Here is a 16,215-nt window from a genome sequence, read left to right on the forward strand (position 1 = left end):
AGCCTCATGGATCAGGGCGACGATGGCGACGGGCAAACAGCAAATGCGGACTATTCGATCCGCATCGCCGCGGGCATCGGCGCGTTCACCTGCGATGAATGGAACGGCTTTGCCGGCACCACGCGCGGCGATGCGGAAAATGGCTATAACCCGCTCGTTTCATTCGCTTTTTTGAGTGCCTTGGAAGATTCCGGATGCGCCGTGCGACGCACCGGCTGGCAGGGACATCATTTGCGGCTGGAGACCGCGGACGGCAGGCTTCTGGGTGCCGTCCCCTGCTATCTCAAGTCGCACAGCCAGGGCGAATATGTGTTCGACCACGGCTGGTCGGATGCCTTCGAGCGCGCCGGCGGTCGCTATTACCCGAAACTGCAATGCGCCGTGCCGTTCACGCCCGTCACCGGCCCTCGCCTGCTGGTCGGCAAGGGCGAGGATCCGGATGCGGTGAAAGCCGGGCTTGCTGCCGGCCTCAAAATGGTGACCGACAAGCTTGGCGTGTCCTCGGCGCATGTCACCTTCGCCAGGGAAAGCGACGTTGCGACGCTGGAGGCCGCGGGCTTCCTGCATCGCACTGACCAGCAATTCCACTTCTTCAACGAAGGCTTTTCAACCTATGACGACTTCCTCGCCACGCTTGCCTCGCGCAAGCGCAAGGCGATGAAGAAGGAACGGCGCGAGGCGCTTGCCGATGGCATCACCATCGATTGGCTGACCGGCAACGACCTGACCGAAAAGGCCTGGGACGACTTCTTCGCCTTCTACATGGACACCGGCAGCCGCAAATGGGGCCGCCCCTATCTGAACCGCAAGTTCTTCTCGCTGATCGGCGAGCGCATGGCGGACGATATCCTGCTGGTGATGGCCAAACGCAACGGGCGCTACATTGCCGGTGCCATCAATTTCATCGGCTCCGACGCGCTCTACGGCCGCAACTGGGGCTGCATCGAGGATCACCCCTTCCTGCATTTCGAGGTCTGCTACCATCAGGCCATCGACTTCGCCATCGAACGTAAGCTGAAGGTGGTCGAGGCGGGCGCGCAGGGCGAGCACAAGCTGGCACGCGGCTACCGGCCGGTGACCATGCATTCCGCCCACTACATTTCGCACCCCGGCCTGCGCAATGCCGTGGCCGATTACCTCAAGCGCGAGCGGCACGAGGTAGAGCGAATGGGGGAATATCTGGAAGAACATACCCCGTTTCGCAAGGATCTCGAGGAATAGCAGGTCTTTGGCATGGCCGATCTCGCCAGATCGCCCGCCACATCGTCTTGCCGCTCCGGAAGAGCTTCGCTACACGAGACGCGAGGCACAATCCGGAGCGTTCGCCATGACTGCCGCCTATGACACCGACAACATCTTCGCGAAAATCCTGCGTGGAGAAATTCCTTCGCACCGCGTTTATGAAGACGACGCCGTCGTGGCTTTCATGGATGTGATGCCGCAAGGGCCGGGCCATACGCTGGTGGTGCCTAAAGCCCCGTCGCGCAATCTGCTCGACGCCAACCCGTCGACCTTCGGCCCGCTTTTCACGGTTGTCCAGAAAGTGGCTCTGGCAGTGAAGAAGGCGCTCAATGCCGACGGCGTCACCGTCCTGCAGTTCAACGAGCCGGCCTCCGGGCAGACGGTCTATCACCTGCATGTCCATGTCATCCCACGCTTCGACGGCATTCCGTTGAAGCCACACACGGGCGCGATGGAAAAGCCTGAAGTGTTGACCGAGAACGCCGGGAAAATTCGGGCAGCACTCGGAAGCTGACCCGCACCTCGTTTCGCGGACTGGAAGAAAGGCTGCGCCTTGAGCAAGCAGCTCTGCTGGGTGCCACCTCGCATCAGCCGCTGGCGGATCACATGCGCGCACTGTTCAGGGCTGAGGATCGACTGGCCATAGCCACCCTGTTGCCCAAATGAAAAAGCCCCGTTTCCGGGGCTTTTTCGAGTGAGTGCCGATCAGCCCTTGCGGGGCAGTTGCGGGACCAGGCTGCGCTTGCCGCCGTCCTTGCCCTTGGGCTCGGGCTTCTGCGCCACGATCTTCTTCGCGGCAGGCTTCTTGGCCACGGCCTTGGGCGGCTTCGGCGCGTCTTCCGGCTCTTCCTTCTTCGGCTTCACCGGCGCCTCGTCGGCCAGCGATCTGAGTTTCAGGCCGGTCTCGCCGGTTTCCTTCTTCTCGACGGTGACGCGCACCGTGCCGCCCTTCTTGAGCTTGCCGAACAGCACCTCGTCGGCCAACGGCTTCTTGATGTGCTCCTGGATCACACGGCCGAGCGGCCGCGCGCCCATGCGCTCGTCATAGCCCTTGTCGGCGAGCCAAGCGATCGCATCCGGCGACAGGTCGAAGGTGACGCCACGCTCGGAGAGCTGCGCCTCGAGCTGCATGACGAACTTCTGCACCACCTGATGGATGACCGGCACCGGCAGCGAGCCGAACGGGATGATCGCATCGAGACGGTTGCGGAACTCCGGCGTGAACAGCCGGTTGATCGCCTCGACATCGTCGCCTTCGCGCTTGGTCGAACCGAAACCGATCGCCGCGCGCTGCGCATCGGATGCGCCCGCATTGGTGGTCATGATCAGGATGACATTGCGGAAGTCGATCTGCTTGCCGTTGTGGTCGGTCAGCTTGCCGTGGTCCATCACCTGCAACAGGATGTTGAACAGGTCCGGATGTGCCTTCTCGACCTCGTCCAGCAACAGCACGCAGTGCGGATGCTGGTCGACACCGTCGGTCAACAGGCCGCCCTGGTCGAATCCGACATAGCCGGGAGGCGCGCCGATCAGCCGCGAAACGGTGTGGCGTTCCATATACTCCGACATGTCGAAGCGGATCAGCTCGACGCCAAGCGAGGCGGCGAGTTGCTTGGCGACTTCGGTCTTGCCGACGCCGGTCGGACCCGAGAACAGATACGAGCCGATCGGCTTTTCCGGTTCGCGCAGGCCGGCACGGGCCAGCTTGATCGCCGAGGTCAGCGCGGTGATCGCGGTGTCCTGACCATAGACGACGCGCTTCAGCTCGATGTCGAGGCCCTGCAGCACCTTCTCGTCATCGGCCGAAACCGTCTTCGGCGGAATGCGCGCCATGGTGGCGATCGTTGCCTCGATCTCCTTGATACCAATGGTCTTCTTGCGCTTGGCTTCCGGCACGAGCATCTGCGAGGCGCCGGTCTCGTCGATCACGTCGATCGCCTTGTCCGGCAGCTTGCGGTCGTTGATGTAGCGCGCCGACAGTTCCACCGAAGCCTTGATCGCCTCGTTGGTGAACTTCACCTTGTGGAATTCCTCATAATAGGGCTTGAGGCCCTTCATGATCTCGATGGCGTCCTCGATGGTCGGCTCGTTGACGTCGATCTTCTGGAAGCGCCGCACCAGAGCGCGATCCTTCTCGAAGAACTGGCGGAATTCCTTGTAGGTGGTCGAGCCGATGCAGCGGATCGCACCCGACGACAAGGCCGGCTTCAACAGGTTCGACGCGTCCATGGCGCCGCCTGATGTCGCACCCGCACCGATCACCGTGTGGATCTCATCGATGAACAGAACCGCGCCGGGATAGTCCTCGAGTTCCTTGACGACCTGCTTCAGCCGTTCCTCGAAATCGCCGCGGTAGCGCGTGCCGGCCAGCAACGTGCCCATGTCGAGCGCGAAGATGGTGGCGTTGTGCAGCACCTCGGGAACGTCGCCCTCGACAATGCGCTTGGCCAAGCCTTCAGCGATCGCCGTCTTGCCGACGCCGGGATCACCCACATAGAGCGGGTTGTTCTTGGAGCGGCGACACAGCACCTGGATGGTGCGGTTGATCTCCGACTCGCGGCCGATCAGCGGATCGATCTTGCCGGCCTTGGCCTTGTTGTTGAGGTTGACGCAATAAGCCGTCAGCGCATCCTGCTGCTGCTTTTTCTTGCCGCCTTCCTCTTGCGGCTCGGCGCCGTTCTGGCCGCCCTGCTCGTCATCGGCGCCGCGCGGCGAACGCGTCTCCGACGCACCGGGGCGCTTGGCGATGCCGTGCGAGATGTAGTTGACCGCGTCGTAGCGGGTCATCTGCTGTTCCTGCAGGAAATAGGCGGCGTGGCTCTCGCGCTCGGCGAAGATCGCGACGAGCACATTGGCGCCCGAGACTTCCTCACGGCCAGACGACTGCACATGGATCACCGCGCGCTGGATGACGCGCTGGAAGCCGGCGGTCGGCTTGGAATCCTCATCGTAGCCGGTGACGAGATTGTCGAGCTCGGTGTCGATATAGGTGAGAACAGTGTGCTTGAGCTCATCGAGATCGACATTGCAGGCGCGCATGACGGCGGCCGCCTCAGTGTCGTCGATCAACGCGAGCAGCAGGTGTTCAAGGGTTGCGTATTCGTGGTGCCGCTCATTGGCGAGCGTCAGCGCCTGGTGAAGCGCCTTTTCCAGGCCTTGGGAGAAAGCCGGCATGTTACCTCACTTCTTCTCCATCACGCATTGCAGCGGATGCTGATTCTGTCGGGCGAAATCCATGACCTGAGACACTTTGGTCTCGGCCACCTCGAATGTATAGACCCCGCACTCGCCCACTCCATGATTGTGAACATGAAGCATGATGCGTGTGGCGGCTTCGCGGTCCTTCTGGAAAAAACGCTCCAGCACGTGAACCACGAACTCCATCGGAGTGTAGTCGTCGTTGAGGATGAGGACCCGGTAAAGGCTGGGCTTCTTGGTTTTGGTTTTGGTGCGCGTGATGACGGCCGTCCCGCGGCCGGCTTCATTGCCGTCGCCGCTGCCGTTTTGCATCCGCGCCACTTGTCTCGTGGCAGTCAAACCGATCGTCACGTAATCCTGCCTCTTTCGAATCCTCATGCGAGTTCGACATGTAGGTGTTCGATGGACGATTTTAAGCCCTTCTGGTTAGCTGACAATATGGCTAGGTGACCAACTTGGCGGATTTTCGCAATCGTGAAGCGCAACGCGGCTCCAGATCGGAAATTGGCATGAAAAAACCCGGCCGCGTTTCCGCGACCGGGTTCTGTCCCGGGCCCAAAGGGCCGAATCTGAAACTGTCGGGCGAAATTACTTCGCCTTGGCAACGATCGATCCGAACGGCTTATAGGCTTCCTTGGCGAGTTCGGCATAGAGGTCGCCGATCTTGGTGGCCTCGGCGACGAACGCCTCGTAGGACTGCTTGGCATAATCGGACTGAATCTCGATCGCCTTGTCCAGCGACTTGGCCGAAAACAGCTTCTCGACGGCGGCGCTGCCAGCCTCAAAGCTCTTCTTGGTGTATTCACCGGCCTCAGTGGCGATCGCCTGGGCGCCCTTGGAGAGCGAAGCGAAGCTCTTCAATCCGGTGTCGGCGAATTCCTTGCCGTATTTGCTGAAGTCCTCATAGGTCTGGGTCATTTCGCGATTCCCTTGACGGTTGAGGCGTCCTTCTTCGGGGCGCCCTTGTGCAATGCACTAGAGTATATTGTGCGCCGCACAAAAGTCAACATTTCGCCGGCGTGCGGAGCCCCGCCTGCGCAGGCAATGGCTAAAAATCAAATAAAGTGCGTTTCAAGCCCGAAGAAAATGGTGAACGCGGCGGTTACCATAAACGGATTGGTAACGCTGCCCCGCTAGTTTGGCTGGAAGTGAGGCAGGACCCTTTGCCGCCTCCAACGCAACGAAGAATTCAAGGGAAATATCAGTGCGTAAGGCGTTGTTGGGCATCGTTTCCAAATCCACCTCCCCTCTCAAAGCGATCATGGTCTTCGCCCTGGCGTTGACGTTCGTTTGCGCCGACGTTGCCTCCTCACTGGCAGCGCGGCAGGCAGCTATTGTCGTGGACGCCAAGACGGGCAAGGTGCTGTATTCCGTGGATGCCAATGGCAGGCGCTATCCGGCGTCGCTGACCAAGATGATGACGCTTTATCTGACCTTCGAAGCCATGGCGAAGGGCAAGATCAGCAGGAATTCGCCGGTCGTGTTTTCGGCTCACGCCTCCGCCGAGGCGCCGACGAAACTCGGCGTGAAGCCGGGCGGTTCGGTCACGGTCGAAACCGCGATCCTGTCGATCGTCACCAAGTCTGCGAACGACTCGGCCACCGCGCTCGGCGAAATGCTTGGCGGCGATGAAACGACTTTTGCCCGCATGATGACCGCCAAGGCGCGGCAGCTCGGCATGAACGGCACCGTCTTCCGCAATGCCAACGGCCTGCCCGACCCCGGCCAGTTCACCACCGCGCGCGATATGGCGACGCTCGGCATCGCGCTCAGAGAGCATTTTCCCCAGTACTATGGTTATTTCTCGCAGCGCTCCTTTCTCTACGGACGCCAGCGCATCAACGGCCACAACCGTCTGCTCGGCCGCATCAAGGGCGTCGACGGCATCAAGACCGGCTATACCCGCGCCTCCGGCTTCAACCTTGTTTCGTCCGTATCCGACGGCAACCGCCGCCTTGTTGCCGTTGTCATGGGCGGCACGTCGGGTGGCAGCCGCGACAACCAGATGGCATCGCTGATCAACACCTACATGCCGAGGGCCTCGACCCGCGGCGGCGGCGATCTGGTTGCCAAGGCCGACAGCAGCAACCCGATCAAGGCCCTTGCCAAGGTTCTCCTGCCCAAGCACGACGCGCCGACCCCGGACGACAAGCCGGTGGCGGTGGCCAGCGCCGACGACACATCCGTTGCCGAAGACGCGACTGTTGCGCAGGGTGATGACGAAGAGAGCGCCGAGGCCGAAGCACCCAAACTGGTTGTCCCGGCAAAGAAGGTGAAGACGGTCATTGTCGCCGCGCCCAAGGTCGCCACGGCACAGGTCGTGGCCGCCTATGCCGAGCCGGCACCGGCTGCCGAGCCGACGCCGACCGTCGATCCGGTCAACACCGCTTCGGTGCCGTCGGGCTGGGCGATCCAGGTTGCGTCCTCGCCAAAACAGTCGGAAGCCCAGGCATTCCTCGACAAGACCACCAAGCAGGCGCCGAAGGTGCTGGCGGCTGCCGCCGGCTTCACCGTCGCCTTCGACAAGGACGGCGTCACCTATTACCGCGCCCGCTTCGGCGGCTTTGGTTCGAAGGACGCCGCCTGGAAGGCCTGCACCGCTTTGAAGAAGAAGAAAATCGAGTGCTTCGCCGTCCAGCAGTAGGACGGCGTGGAAGCGATCTCCCGGAAAAATTCTGCGTCGAAGGAGACTAGTTGTGATTGGAGAGCAAGACGTCCTTGGCTTCGTTGATTCGCGCCGCCAGGAAAGACGTGCCGCCGATATCGGGGTGCAGGCGCTGCATCAAGCGGCGGTGCGCCTTGCGGACATCCGCCGCGGCGGCCCCCGCTTCAAGACCAAGGACCTTGTAGGCCTCCTCCTTAGTCATGGCGCCCGAACCTGGCGCAACACCCAGCCCTTCGCCACCGTTCGTCTCAGTGTTTTTGCGCCAGACGGGAAATCTGCCGTCAAGATACGTCTCTAGCAACTGGCGGCTCTCCGCGTCGCCGGAGAGTTCGCGGTAGAGATGCTGCAGCTCCGCAAGGCCCATCGCGCCAAGCATCTTGCCATCATGGCGACCGGCCAGGACCAGTCCTTCGAGGCCGCCCGTATTGTGATCCAGCTCCATTTCGAGCGCTGCCGTCCGCACCGTTGAGCGTTTTCCCGACGCCGGCCTGACATCGGGCCGGTTCGCGCGCGTTGCGGCGTACCAGCCGATCGCCACGAACAGCATGATGCCGCCGATTCCGCTTCGACCAACCAGAAGCACGGCGCCGCCCACCAGCGCCAGCAAGATCGGCCCGAGTGTTCTCATCCCGCTTGCAAGCCGGGCCGGATCAGCCCGCAAAAAGGCCGAGGCTACGCCCATGAGCACCAGCAGCAATGCGACCAGACCGATAATTGCGCCTAACATTTCCCACCGCCCCGCAGATACCCTGTCCGTTTGGACAGCCGCGTGATGCCAACAAACACTTTTTCTGCGCCGGAATGATGGCCTTCACCCGGACAGGAAGAGGATCGCCGTGGGGGATGGCTCTCCAACCCCGCTGTCCTTGTCGGCTTCGACAGCTTTTCATTGCGCATGGATTTCAAGATGTGGCGTTGTCGAGCCGCTTGCAAGTCCAGCGCGGAGCAAGATGGAGGGCCAGAAAGCCCACGTCAAAACAGGCAACGCGTCCGCGCGATGGCCTACAGCAAGCCGAGATCGGCAAGCTCGCGCCTGAGTTTCGGCGGCATCTCGACCAGCCCGGCCTTGCCCTTGCCGAGATCGGTCGGCGCATCCGACGGTTTCAGATAGCGCCAGCCCTGGAAAGCCCGGCGCGGCTGCCAGTCGGTGCGCACGACTTGCGGATCGAGCATCAGGTGGCAGCGGCCGATGCCCTCGTCGTCGGTGAACGGCCGGATCTCGGTGATCAGCTGGCGGCATTGCACATTGCCCTTGATCACCCAGTAGAGCGACCCGCCATCGGTGATTTCGGCACCGCGCGTCGGCACCATGCGGGTGGTGTGCCAGTGTTCGGCAGGTTCCCCGGCGCGGCGCCGTTCGTCGAGACGGAACTCGATCCATTCCTCGAGATCCTCGACGCTGTCGCAGCCGACGCACAGTTTTAGGAGATTGAGAGCCATTCGCTAAGGTTAGTCCGGAGCGCCGGGACGTCAACGGCCTGAAGGACTTCTCCACAGTGCCAAGCGTTGCTCAGCACTCCACGACATTGACGGCGAGCCCACCAAGGCTGGTTTCCTTGTACTTCTCGTTCATATCGAGGCCGGTCTGGCGCATGGTCTCGATCGCCGCGTCGAGAGGCACGAAGTGGACGCCGTCGCCCTTGATTGCCAGTGAGGCGGCCGTTACCGCCTTGACCGCGCCGAGTGCATTGCGCTCGATGCACGGCACCTGGACCAGCCCGCCCACCGGATCGCAGGTCATGCCGAGATGGTGTTCGAGGGCGATCTCGGCGGCATTCTCGACCTGCATGGGCGTGCCGCCCATAACGGCGCACAGGCCGGCCGCGCCATCGCCGAGGCGGAACCGACCTCGCCCTGGCAGCCGACCTCGGCGCCCGAAATCGAGGCATTGGTCTTGATGATGCCGCCGACGGCGGCCGCCGTCAGCAGGAAGTCGCGGATGCTGGGCTGATCAGCCTCGGGGTGGAAATGCAGCCAGTAGCGCAGCACCGCAGGCAGCGTGCCGGCGGCCCCATTGGTCGGCGCGGTGACAACGCGGCCGCCGGCGGCATTCTCCTCATTGACCGCCATGGCATAGATCGACAGCCAGTCATTGGCGAGCAGCGGATTTGGCCGGTTCTGCTGCCACTGTTCCTGCAGCTTGTCGTGGAGTTGCCGTGCCCGGCGGCGCACCTTCAACCCGCCCGGCATGATGCCGTCCTGCGACAGGCCGCGGTCGATGCAGCTCTTCATGGCACCCCAGATGGCGTCAAGGCCGGCGTCGAGCTCCTCGCGCGACATCTGGGTTTCCTCGTTGACGCGCTTCATCTCGGCAATGGAAAGGCCGCTCTTGTCCGCCATCTTCAGCATCTCAACGGCGTTCTTGAAGGGATACGGCACCTTCTTGCCTTCGGTCGTGACCGAGCCCTTGGCCTTCATCCGCTGCAGCTCTTCTTCCGAAACCACGAAGCCGCCGCCGATCGAATAGTAGATGCGCTTGAGCAGCAGGCGGTCACCGGCATCGTAGGCATAGAACGCCATGCCGTTGGCGTGACCGGTGAGCGGTGTCTTGCGGTCGAGCACCAGATCGGCGGCCGGGTCAAAGCGATAGGATGGATGGCCCGGCGGCGTGAGCCGCTTTTCCAAGGCAATGCGCGCGGCGACGCCATCGGCCCGATCCGGGTCGACGGTCTGCGGCGTCAGGCCGGCAAGACCAAGCACCACTGCGCGATCCGAGCCATGGCCAATGCCGGTATAGGCGAGCGACCCGTGCAGGCTAGCGCCGACGCGATCCACCGCGACACCGGCCGGTCGCGGCCAGTCGCCATTGAGGACTTCGTCGAGGAAACGGGCGGCCGCCGTCATCGGCCCCATCGTGTGCGAGCTGGAGGGGCCGATACCGATCTTGAACAGGTCGAAAACCGAAAGGAACACGCTGTCTCCTGGAGTCACGTCGAGGACTACATATAGGAATTCCCGCGATGTTTCCGCTCTTTTGACAATCGCGGCGCAGCACCTGCCGACCTTGTTTGCTCCGGCAGCGACATTGATTGCCGGACCGTCGGGGCGCGGCTATTCTTTGCGTGACGCACCAGCGCGGTTTGCGGTTGCGGAGGGGGACATGATGCTCGTGTTGAATGCCAGGCCGAAACCAGTGCATATCGACCCTAAGAAGACCGCCGTGGTCGTCGTCGACATGCAGAACGCCTTTGTCTCGGCGGGCGGCATGTTCGACCTCGCGGGCATCGACATTTCGGGCGCGGCGCCGGCCATCGAGGCCAACAAGCGCCTGCTTGGCGTGGCCCGCGAGAACGGCGTGCCGGTGATTTACCTCCAGATGTCCTACCGGCCTGACCTCAGCGACGCGGGAGACCCCTCCTCGCCGAACTATCAAAAGGAATTGGGCATGGTGCTGATGCGTGAGCGCCCGGAGCTGCGCGGCAGGCTGTTGATCGACGACAGTTGGGATTGGCGGATCGTCGACGCATTGAAGCCCGAGCCCGGCGACCAGGTCATCCGCAAGTCGCGCTACAGCGGCTTTTGCAACACCGGCCTGGAAGCGTATCTGCGTGCCCGGGAAATCCGCTATCTCCTGTTCACCGGGGTCGCCACCAACATCTGCGTCGATGCGACCGCGCGCGACGCCTACATGCTGGAATTCTGGCCCATCCTGATCGAGGACGCGATCAACCATTCCGGTCCGGACTTCAATCGCCAATCGACATTGTGGAATTTCGAGAACGCCCTGGGATGGGTCACCAGGACAGACATGGTCGTCGAAGCCTTGCAAATGCAAGCCGCCGAACCCTTGCTGACATAAGAAGCCAGGGTAAGAACAGAGCATGGGCAATTCCTCCTATTTGTCGACGGCCGATCTCGCGGCGCTGGGCCTTTTCCTCCTCGCCTGGGTTCTGCACACCCTCGCTTCCGACGGCAGGCTGGTCAGCCGGGTGTCGCTGACGACGGCGATGAATGCGCAGCGCGAAGCCTGGATGCGCACCATGGCCGAGCGCGAGATCCGCATCGTCGACACCGCCATCATGAGCGGCCTGCAGCAGGGAACCGCCTTCTTCGCCTCGAGTTCGCTGATCGCGCTCGGCGGCTGCTTTGCCTTGCTCGGTGCGTCCGACCGGGTGCTTGAAGTGCTGAGCAACCTGCCGCTCGGCGGCGCGCCGTCGCGCCCGGCCTTTCAGATCAAGGTGCTGGGGCTGGTGCTGATCCTGGCCTTTTCCTTCTTCAAATTCGGCTGGGCCTACCGGCTGTTCAACTATTGCTCGATCCTGATCGGCGCCGTGCCGATCCCGCACGGCGAAGCCTCGCGCAATCCGGTCACGCAAACGGCGGTCTGGCGCGCGACGCAGATGAACATGCTCGCCGGCAAGCATTTCAACTCCGGCCTGCGCGGCGTGTTCTTCTCGATCGGTTATCTCGGCTGGTTCGTCGATCCGATGGTGTTCGTGCTGTCGACGCTTCTGCTGCTGGCCGTGCTGGTGCGACGCCAGTTCTTCTCGGCGGCGCGGCGCGCCGTCATCGGTCAGCCGCCAGGTGCTGGAAACGGCTGATCGATGCGGCCGGAAAGCCAATAGGCGAAAAGCCCGATCCATTCGCGGAGCGCCATAGTGGTGTTTTGCACGGAATCGATCGCATTGTCGCGAAACAAACCGACACCTTCCTTGCCAGACGTGTGATAGTCGACCGGCCATGGAACGGTTGGAAAACCAGCCTTATCGAAAAGCGCCTTGGCTCGTGGCATGTGGAAGGCGGAGGTCACCAGAAGCCAGGTCTCGCCCGGCTTCGGTTCGACAAGCTCACGGCTGAAAACCGCATTTTCGTAGGTGTTGCGTGACTTGTCCTCGAGCACAAGACGATCGGCCGATACACCAAGCGGAACGAGCAGGCGGGACGCGGTGTCGGCGTCCCCCTCGGCGTCGATGAAAAACGCGCCGTGTCCGCCTGATATAACCACCTTGGCCTGTGGAAAGCGCCGGGCGAGGATTGCGGTCTCGACCATGCGGTCGCCGCTGCTGCCCAATTCGTAGCCGCCACGCGCTAAGTTGATGGCACCCTCGAAGCCGCCGCCGAGCACGACGATGCCGTCGACCTTTTGTGGCAGTGGCGGGCGCGGAAAGCGCTCCTCGAGCGGGTTGAGCATCATCGCGCCAAGCGACGTCCAGGTCGAAAGCGCCAGAATCAGGAAGGCGAGAACGCTGCCGGTGACGGCCAACCGCCGCCGGCCGATCAGCCCGGCAATCAGCCCCGCCAGGAGCAGAAAGATCGTCAGGTTGAGTGGCTGGAGGAAGAACCAGAAGACCTTGGAAAGAAGGAAGAACATCGCCTCACCCCATTACAGCGCCACGTGGGCCTTTGGTGCACCAAGGACGCTGTAACACTTTGATTTTGCGTATAATCCCCCTCGAAAATCGATTTCGATTTTCGAGGTCATACGCTGGACGAGCGACCTCTTACCACCACTTTTCCGGCTGAAATGTGCCGGCCGCCTGCTCGATGATGGCAGCCGTCTGGAACAGCGTTTCTTCCTCGAACGGCCTGCCGATAAGCTGCAGCCCAAGCGGCAGGCCCTTGGGATCGAGGCCGGCGGGCACGGCGATGCCCGGCAGGCCGGCCATGTTCACGGTGACCGTGAAAATGTCGTTGAGGTACATCTTGACCGGATCGGCGGCCATATCCTCGTCGGCGATGCCGAAGGCGGCGGACGGCGTCGCCGGGGTCAGGATAACGTCGACGCCGGCGGCGAAGACGTTCTCGAAGTCGCGCTTGATCAAATTGCGCACCTTCTGCGCCTGCAGATAGTAGGCGTCGTAATAGCCGGCCGACAGAACATAAGTGCCGATCATGATGCGGCGCTTGACTTCGCGGCCAAAGCCGGCGGCGCGGGTCTTCTCATACATCTCGACAATGTCCTTGCCCGGCACGCGCAGGCCGTAGCGGACGCCGTCATAGCGCGCCAGGTTGGACGATGCCTCCGCAGGCGCCACGATGTAATAGGCCGGCAGCGCGTATTTCGTATGCGGCAAGGAGATATCGACGATCTCGGCGCCGGCATCCCTGAGCCAGGCAATGCCCTTCTGCCACAGCGCCTCGATCTCTTCGGGCATGCCGTCGACACGATACTCCTTCGGGATGCCTACCTTCATGCCCTTGATCGGCTTGCCGATCGCCGCCTCATAGTCCGGCACCGGCCGGTCGACCGAAGTCGTGTCCTTCGGATCGACCGAGGCCATGGATTTGAGCAGGATAGCGGCATCGCGCACGTCGCGCGCAATCGGCCCGGCCTGGTCGAGCGACGAAGCGAAGGCGACGATGCCCCAACGCGAACAGCGGCCATAGGTCGGCTTGATGCCGACCGTGCCGGTGAAGGCGGCCGGCTGGCGGATCGAGCCGCCGGTGTCGGTGGCTGTCGCGCCGGCGCACAGGAAGGCCGAAACGGCGGTTGCCGAGCCGCCGGACGAACCGCCCGGCACCAGCTGTGCATTGTCCAGGCTGCGCTGGGTCCTCGTGCCGCCGGCCGAGACGAAGCCGCCGTCGCCCTGATGTGTCGTCGGCATCACCACCGTGTCTAGGCGCGAGCGCCGCCACGGGTTGATGACCGGGCCGTAATAGGAGGTCTCGTTGGACGAGCCCATGGCGAACTCATCCATGTTGAGCTTGCCGAGCATCACCGCGCCGTCGGCCCACAGATTGGCGGTCACGGTCGATTCGTAGCGCGGCTTGAAGCCGTCGAGCACGTGGCTGCAGGCCTGGGTGTGGACGCCTTCGGTGCCGAACAGGTCCTTGATCCCCAGCGGAATGCCTTCCAGCGCGCCACCCTCGCCCTTGACCAGCCTGGCGTCGGACGCCTTGGCCATGTCGCGTGCCTTGTCGCCGGTCACCGCGACATAGGCATTGAGCGCCGGATTGGCGCGATCGATCGCCGAGAGATAGGCCTCGGTGATCTCGGTCGCGGTGATTTCCTTGCCGCGCAGCTTGGCACGGGCCTGCGAAATCGTCAGTCGGGTCAGGTCGCTCATCAAAGGCTCTTTTCGTAAAACACCGACCACTCGGAATCGGGATAATCCAGCACCGGCCCGCAGCGCGAGAACCCGGCACGTTCGTAGACGGTCCAGGCGGCAGGATGACGGTCGCCCGTCTCCAGCACCAGCCGCTTCAGTCCTTCCTGCTTCGCCAGCGCTTCGACCCGCTTGACGATCTGAGCGCCGATCTTGCGGCCGCGATGCGAAGGCCGCGTATACATGCGCTTGACCTCGCCAATGGCGTCACCATGACGCTTCAGCGCGCCACAGCCAATGGCGATGCCGTTGTCGCGGGCGATGAAAACGGTGGTGTCCTGGCCGGCCATCTGCTCGACCGTCAGATGGTAGCAATGTTCCGGCGGAGTCAGTTCGAGCAAGGTCTCGTTGAGTTCGTGGACCAGGCCACGCACATCGTCCTGCAGCGGCGTCTCGATGGCGATCTCGATGGCCATCGGCGCCTTACTCCACGACCTTCGGCACGAGGAAGAAATTCTCTTCGGTCGCCGGCGCATTGGCGACGATGTCGGCCGCCTTGTTGCCGTCGGTGACGACATCCCTGCGCTTCTTCATCTCCATCGGCGTCACCGAAGTCATCGGCTCAACGCCGGAGACATCGACCTCGTTCAACTGCTCGACGAAGCCCAGTATGGCGTTCAGTTCGCCGGTCATGCGTTCTGCATCCTCTTCGCTCACCGCAATGCGGGCGAGACGCGCGACGCGCTTCACAGTCTTGACATCAACGGACATACTTTTTGCCTCGGGAAAACCAGTTCGGGCTATAGCGGCGCGGCGCGCGGTGCGCAACATGCATCGTGCCAGGCATCGCACTAGGCTGCCGTACTGACCTGGTCCTTGGGGCGGCGTAGCGGGTTGGGCAACTCGAACGATCGCTTCTTGGACGAACACATGCCGCACGCGCCCTCGTCTTCCAGCGCGGCGAAGGCTCGCAATTCCGCATTGGAACAGCCGGGCTCAAGCGGCCGATATGCCAGATAGGGATCCCACTTGTCGGAAAGCCGGTATTTTGCCTTCTGCATCGGCAGATAGGCGAGAGGCGCACACTTCCAGATCTGTCCGGCGTGGAGTTGCTTGCATTGGCGAGCCGGGCAGACTTCCCAACTGGCACGAGGATCGCCATCCTCGAACGGCGCCATGGAGCTGCCGAAGCCTTCGTAGCGACGGGTCCAGTTCTTGTCTGATGGGCGGATCTGGATATACAGCTCGTGTTCCCGGCGCCATGCCTCCAGCAGATCGAAGACCGGTTTCAATCTCTCCTGGTACTCCTCGGAGGCGTGATGAACCGAGACACTCAATTGGGTGTTGCCATCGGCGGCGAGAATTGCCGGCAATGTCGGATGCCGGTGCAGGAAAAAGCCGTTGCTGACGATCTCTATGCGGGCACCCGACCAATGCCGCCGGACCAGCCCGACAAAGGCAGGCAGCTCCGGATGGATGGTGGGCTCTCCGCCCAGGATGGAGAACCAGGCAACGTCTATGCGCCGGCTCCACTGCCCCATCCAGCGGTCTGCCTCCTCGAGCGAGACGGTGCCGGAATGCCCGTGATTGGAGTAGTGCGAACAGCTTTCGCAGGAGAGATTACAGCCATGCGCGACATGCAGTTCCAGTTTTGGGAACACCAGCCGCTCATGGCGAAAAAGCGACTTGATGCGCTGCATCATGGTCATGGCAGGACAACGCCCTCGCACAGATAGTAGCTGCCGCTGTTACCGCTCGCCTCGCTTTCGTCATCGATCGGCCGGACCGATACGAGATCGACCTGCGTCGGGTTCATTTGCGTCACCGAGAGCACATCGGGAAAGACATAGCCCGGCTCCTGGCAGATGGCCGTCACCGCCCAGCTTGGCGAGCGTGTCGCCTTGCTGACCTGAACGAACTCGCAATTGTATTCGACGCCTTGCAGGCCGTGCGCCGACAACACAATGTTGCCGGCGTCGATCAGCGTCTGCAGCGTATCCTTTTTGGCCTGCGTGCAAAGCTCCTCCGATTGCAGATAGACGCCTTCGATGAAGTCATCCGCGGCGAGCGCGGGCGATGCCGCGACAAACATCGACACACAAAGAGATCGCCCCAACGCCATGG

General features: G+C 62.5%; 16 protein-coding genes and 1 pseudogene. 5 read left to right on the forward strand and 12 right to left on the reverse strand.

Annotated elements, in window-relative coordinates:
• The first annotated feature begins 6 nt into the window (after positions 1 to 6).
• Together HB778_RS32465 and HB778_RS32470 are read left to right on the forward strand one after the other, a co-directional pair.
• The gene (locus HB778_RS32465; protein ID WP_183459836.1) at positions 7 to 1,221 is read left to right on the forward strand and encodes a GNAT family N-acetyltransferase; all 1,215 of its coding nucleotides are present in this window, start codon (positions 7 to 9) and stop codon (positions 1,219 to 1,221) included.
• A 106-nt stretch (positions 1,222 to 1,327) separates the two neighbouring features.
• Entirely contained in the window at positions 1,328 to 1,756 is a 429-nt protein-coding gene (locus tag HB778_RS32470; RefSeq protein WP_095200147.1) for an HIT family protein, read from the forward strand.
• 191 nt (positions 1,757 to 1,947) lie between these two features.
• Here HB778_RS32470 and clpA read toward each other — a convergent pair whose 3' ends face one another.
• The 3 genes from clpA to HB778_RS32485 form a co-directional block, all read right to left on the reverse strand.
• Positions 1,948 to 4,416: an ATP-dependent Clp protease ATP-binding subunit ClpA gene (gene clpA, locus HB778_RS32475; protein WP_183459838.1), complete on the reverse strand. Its 2,469-nt coding sequence runs from the start codon at positions 4,414 to 4,416 to the stop codon at positions 1,948 to 1,950.
• Between the two features lie 6 nt (positions 4,417 to 4,422).
• Complete coding sequence (clpS, locus tag HB778_RS32480) at positions 4,423 to 4,752, reverse strand: ATP-dependent Clp protease adapter ClpS (RefSeq protein WP_027051901.1); 330 nt, start codon at positions 4,750 to 4,752, stop codon at positions 4,423 to 4,425.
• Positions 4,753 to 5,028: 276 nt separating this feature from the next.
• Positions 5,029 to 5,358 (reverse strand): phasin family protein, encoded by a 330-nt coding sequence (locus HB778_RS32485; protein ID WP_183459840.1) that lies wholly within the window; start codon positions 5,356 to 5,358, stop codon positions 5,029 to 5,031.
• Positions 5,359 to 5,644: 286 nt separating this feature from the next.
• Between HB778_RS32485 and HB778_RS32490 the strand changes: the two genes are divergently transcribed.
• On the forward strand, positions 5,645 to 7,084 hold the full coding sequence (locus HB778_RS32490; protein WP_095200144.1) for a D-alanyl-D-alanine carboxypeptidase: 1,440 nt from the start codon (positions 5,645 to 5,647) through the stop codon (positions 7,082 to 7,084).
• A 46-nt stretch (positions 7,085 to 7,130) separates the two neighbouring features.
• Here HB778_RS32490 and HB778_RS32495 read toward each other — a convergent pair whose 3' ends face one another.
• The 3 genes and pseudogenes from HB778_RS32495 to HB778_RS32505 form a co-directional block, all read right to left on the reverse strand.
• A complete protein-coding gene (locus tag HB778_RS32495; protein ID WP_183459842.1) occupies positions 7,131 to 7,832 on the reverse strand; it encodes a DnaJ domain-containing protein in 702 nt (233 codons plus the stop codon).
• Positions 7,833 to 8,107: 275 nt separating this feature from the next.
• On the reverse strand, positions 8,108 to 8,545 hold the full coding sequence (locus HB778_RS32500; RefSeq protein WP_095200142.1) for a DUF1489 family protein: 438 nt from the start codon (positions 8,543 to 8,545) through the stop codon (positions 8,108 to 8,110).
• Between the two features lie 70 nt (positions 8,546 to 8,615).
• Positions 8,616 to 9,958: pseudogene (locus tag HB778_RS32505) on the reverse strand (L-serine ammonia-lyase).
• A 250-nt stretch (positions 9,959 to 10,208) separates the two neighbouring features.
• Here HB778_RS32505 and HB778_RS32510 point away from each other — a divergent pair.
• Both HB778_RS32510 and HB778_RS32515 read left to right on the forward strand, forming a co-directional pair.
• Positions 10,209 to 10,904, forward strand: coding sequence for a cysteine hydrolase family protein (locus HB778_RS32510; protein ID WP_183465303.1), 696 nt, complete (start codon positions 10,209 to 10,211; stop codon positions 10,902 to 10,904).
• A gap of 22 nt (positions 10,905 to 10,926) precedes the next feature.
• The gene (locus tag HB778_RS32515) at positions 10,927 to 11,646 is read left to right on the forward strand and encodes a DUF599 domain-containing protein (protein WP_095200140.1); all 720 of its coding nucleotides are present in this window, start codon (positions 10,927 to 10,929) and stop codon (positions 11,644 to 11,646) included.
• On the opposite strand, the gene HB778_RS32520 is transcribed toward HB778_RS32515, so the two are convergent.
• The 6 genes from HB778_RS32520 to HB778_RS32545 all read right to left on the reverse strand — a co-directional run bounded on the left by HB778_RS32520 (position 11,619) and on the right by HB778_RS32545 (position 16,213).
• The gene (locus tag HB778_RS32520; protein ID WP_095200139.1) at positions 11,619 to 12,416 is read right to left on the reverse strand and encodes a YdcF family protein; all 798 of its coding nucleotides are present in this window, start codon (positions 12,414 to 12,416) and stop codon (positions 11,619 to 11,621) included. The genes HB778_RS32515 and HB778_RS32520 overlap by 28 nt on opposite strands.
• Positions 12,417 to 12,546: 130 nt before the next feature.
• Positions 12,547 to 14,112, reverse strand: coding sequence for an amidase (locus HB778_RS32525; protein WP_095200138.1), 1,566 nt, complete (start codon positions 14,110 to 14,112; stop codon positions 12,547 to 12,549).
• Positions 14,112 to 14,567, reverse strand: coding sequence for a GNAT family N-acetyltransferase (locus tag HB778_RS32530; RefSeq protein WP_183459844.1), 456 nt, complete (start codon positions 14,565 to 14,567; stop codon positions 14,112 to 14,114). Before HB778_RS32530 ends, HB778_RS32525 begins: the two co-directional genes overlap by 1 nt.
• Before the next feature lie 7 nt (positions 14,568 to 14,574).
• The gene (gene gatC, locus HB778_RS32535; protein WP_027029060.1) at positions 14,575 to 14,862 is read right to left on the reverse strand and encodes an Asp-tRNA(Asn)/Glu-tRNA(Gln) amidotransferase subunit GatC; all 288 of its coding nucleotides are present in this window, start codon (positions 14,860 to 14,862) and stop codon (positions 14,575 to 14,577) included.
• Positions 14,863 to 14,942: 80 nt separating this feature from the next.
• Complete coding sequence (locus HB778_RS32540) at positions 14,943 to 15,800, reverse strand: radical SAM protein (RefSeq protein ID WP_244661722.1); 858 nt, start codon at positions 15,798 to 15,800, stop codon at positions 14,943 to 14,945.
• The gene (locus HB778_RS32545) at positions 15,797 to 16,213 is read right to left on the reverse strand and encodes a hypothetical protein (RefSeq protein ID WP_183459846.1); all 417 of its coding nucleotides are present in this window, start codon (positions 16,211 to 16,213) and stop codon (positions 15,797 to 15,799) included. The genes HB778_RS32540 and HB778_RS32545 overlap by 4 nt, the downstream gene beginning before the upstream one ends.
• Positions 16,214 to 16,215: the final 2 nt, after the last annotated feature.

It is taken from the genome of Mesorhizobium huakuii (assembly GCF_014189455.1).
Lineage (GTDB): Bacteria > Pseudomonadota > Alphaproteobacteria > Rhizobiales > Rhizobiaceae > Mesorhizobium > Mesorhizobium huakuii_A.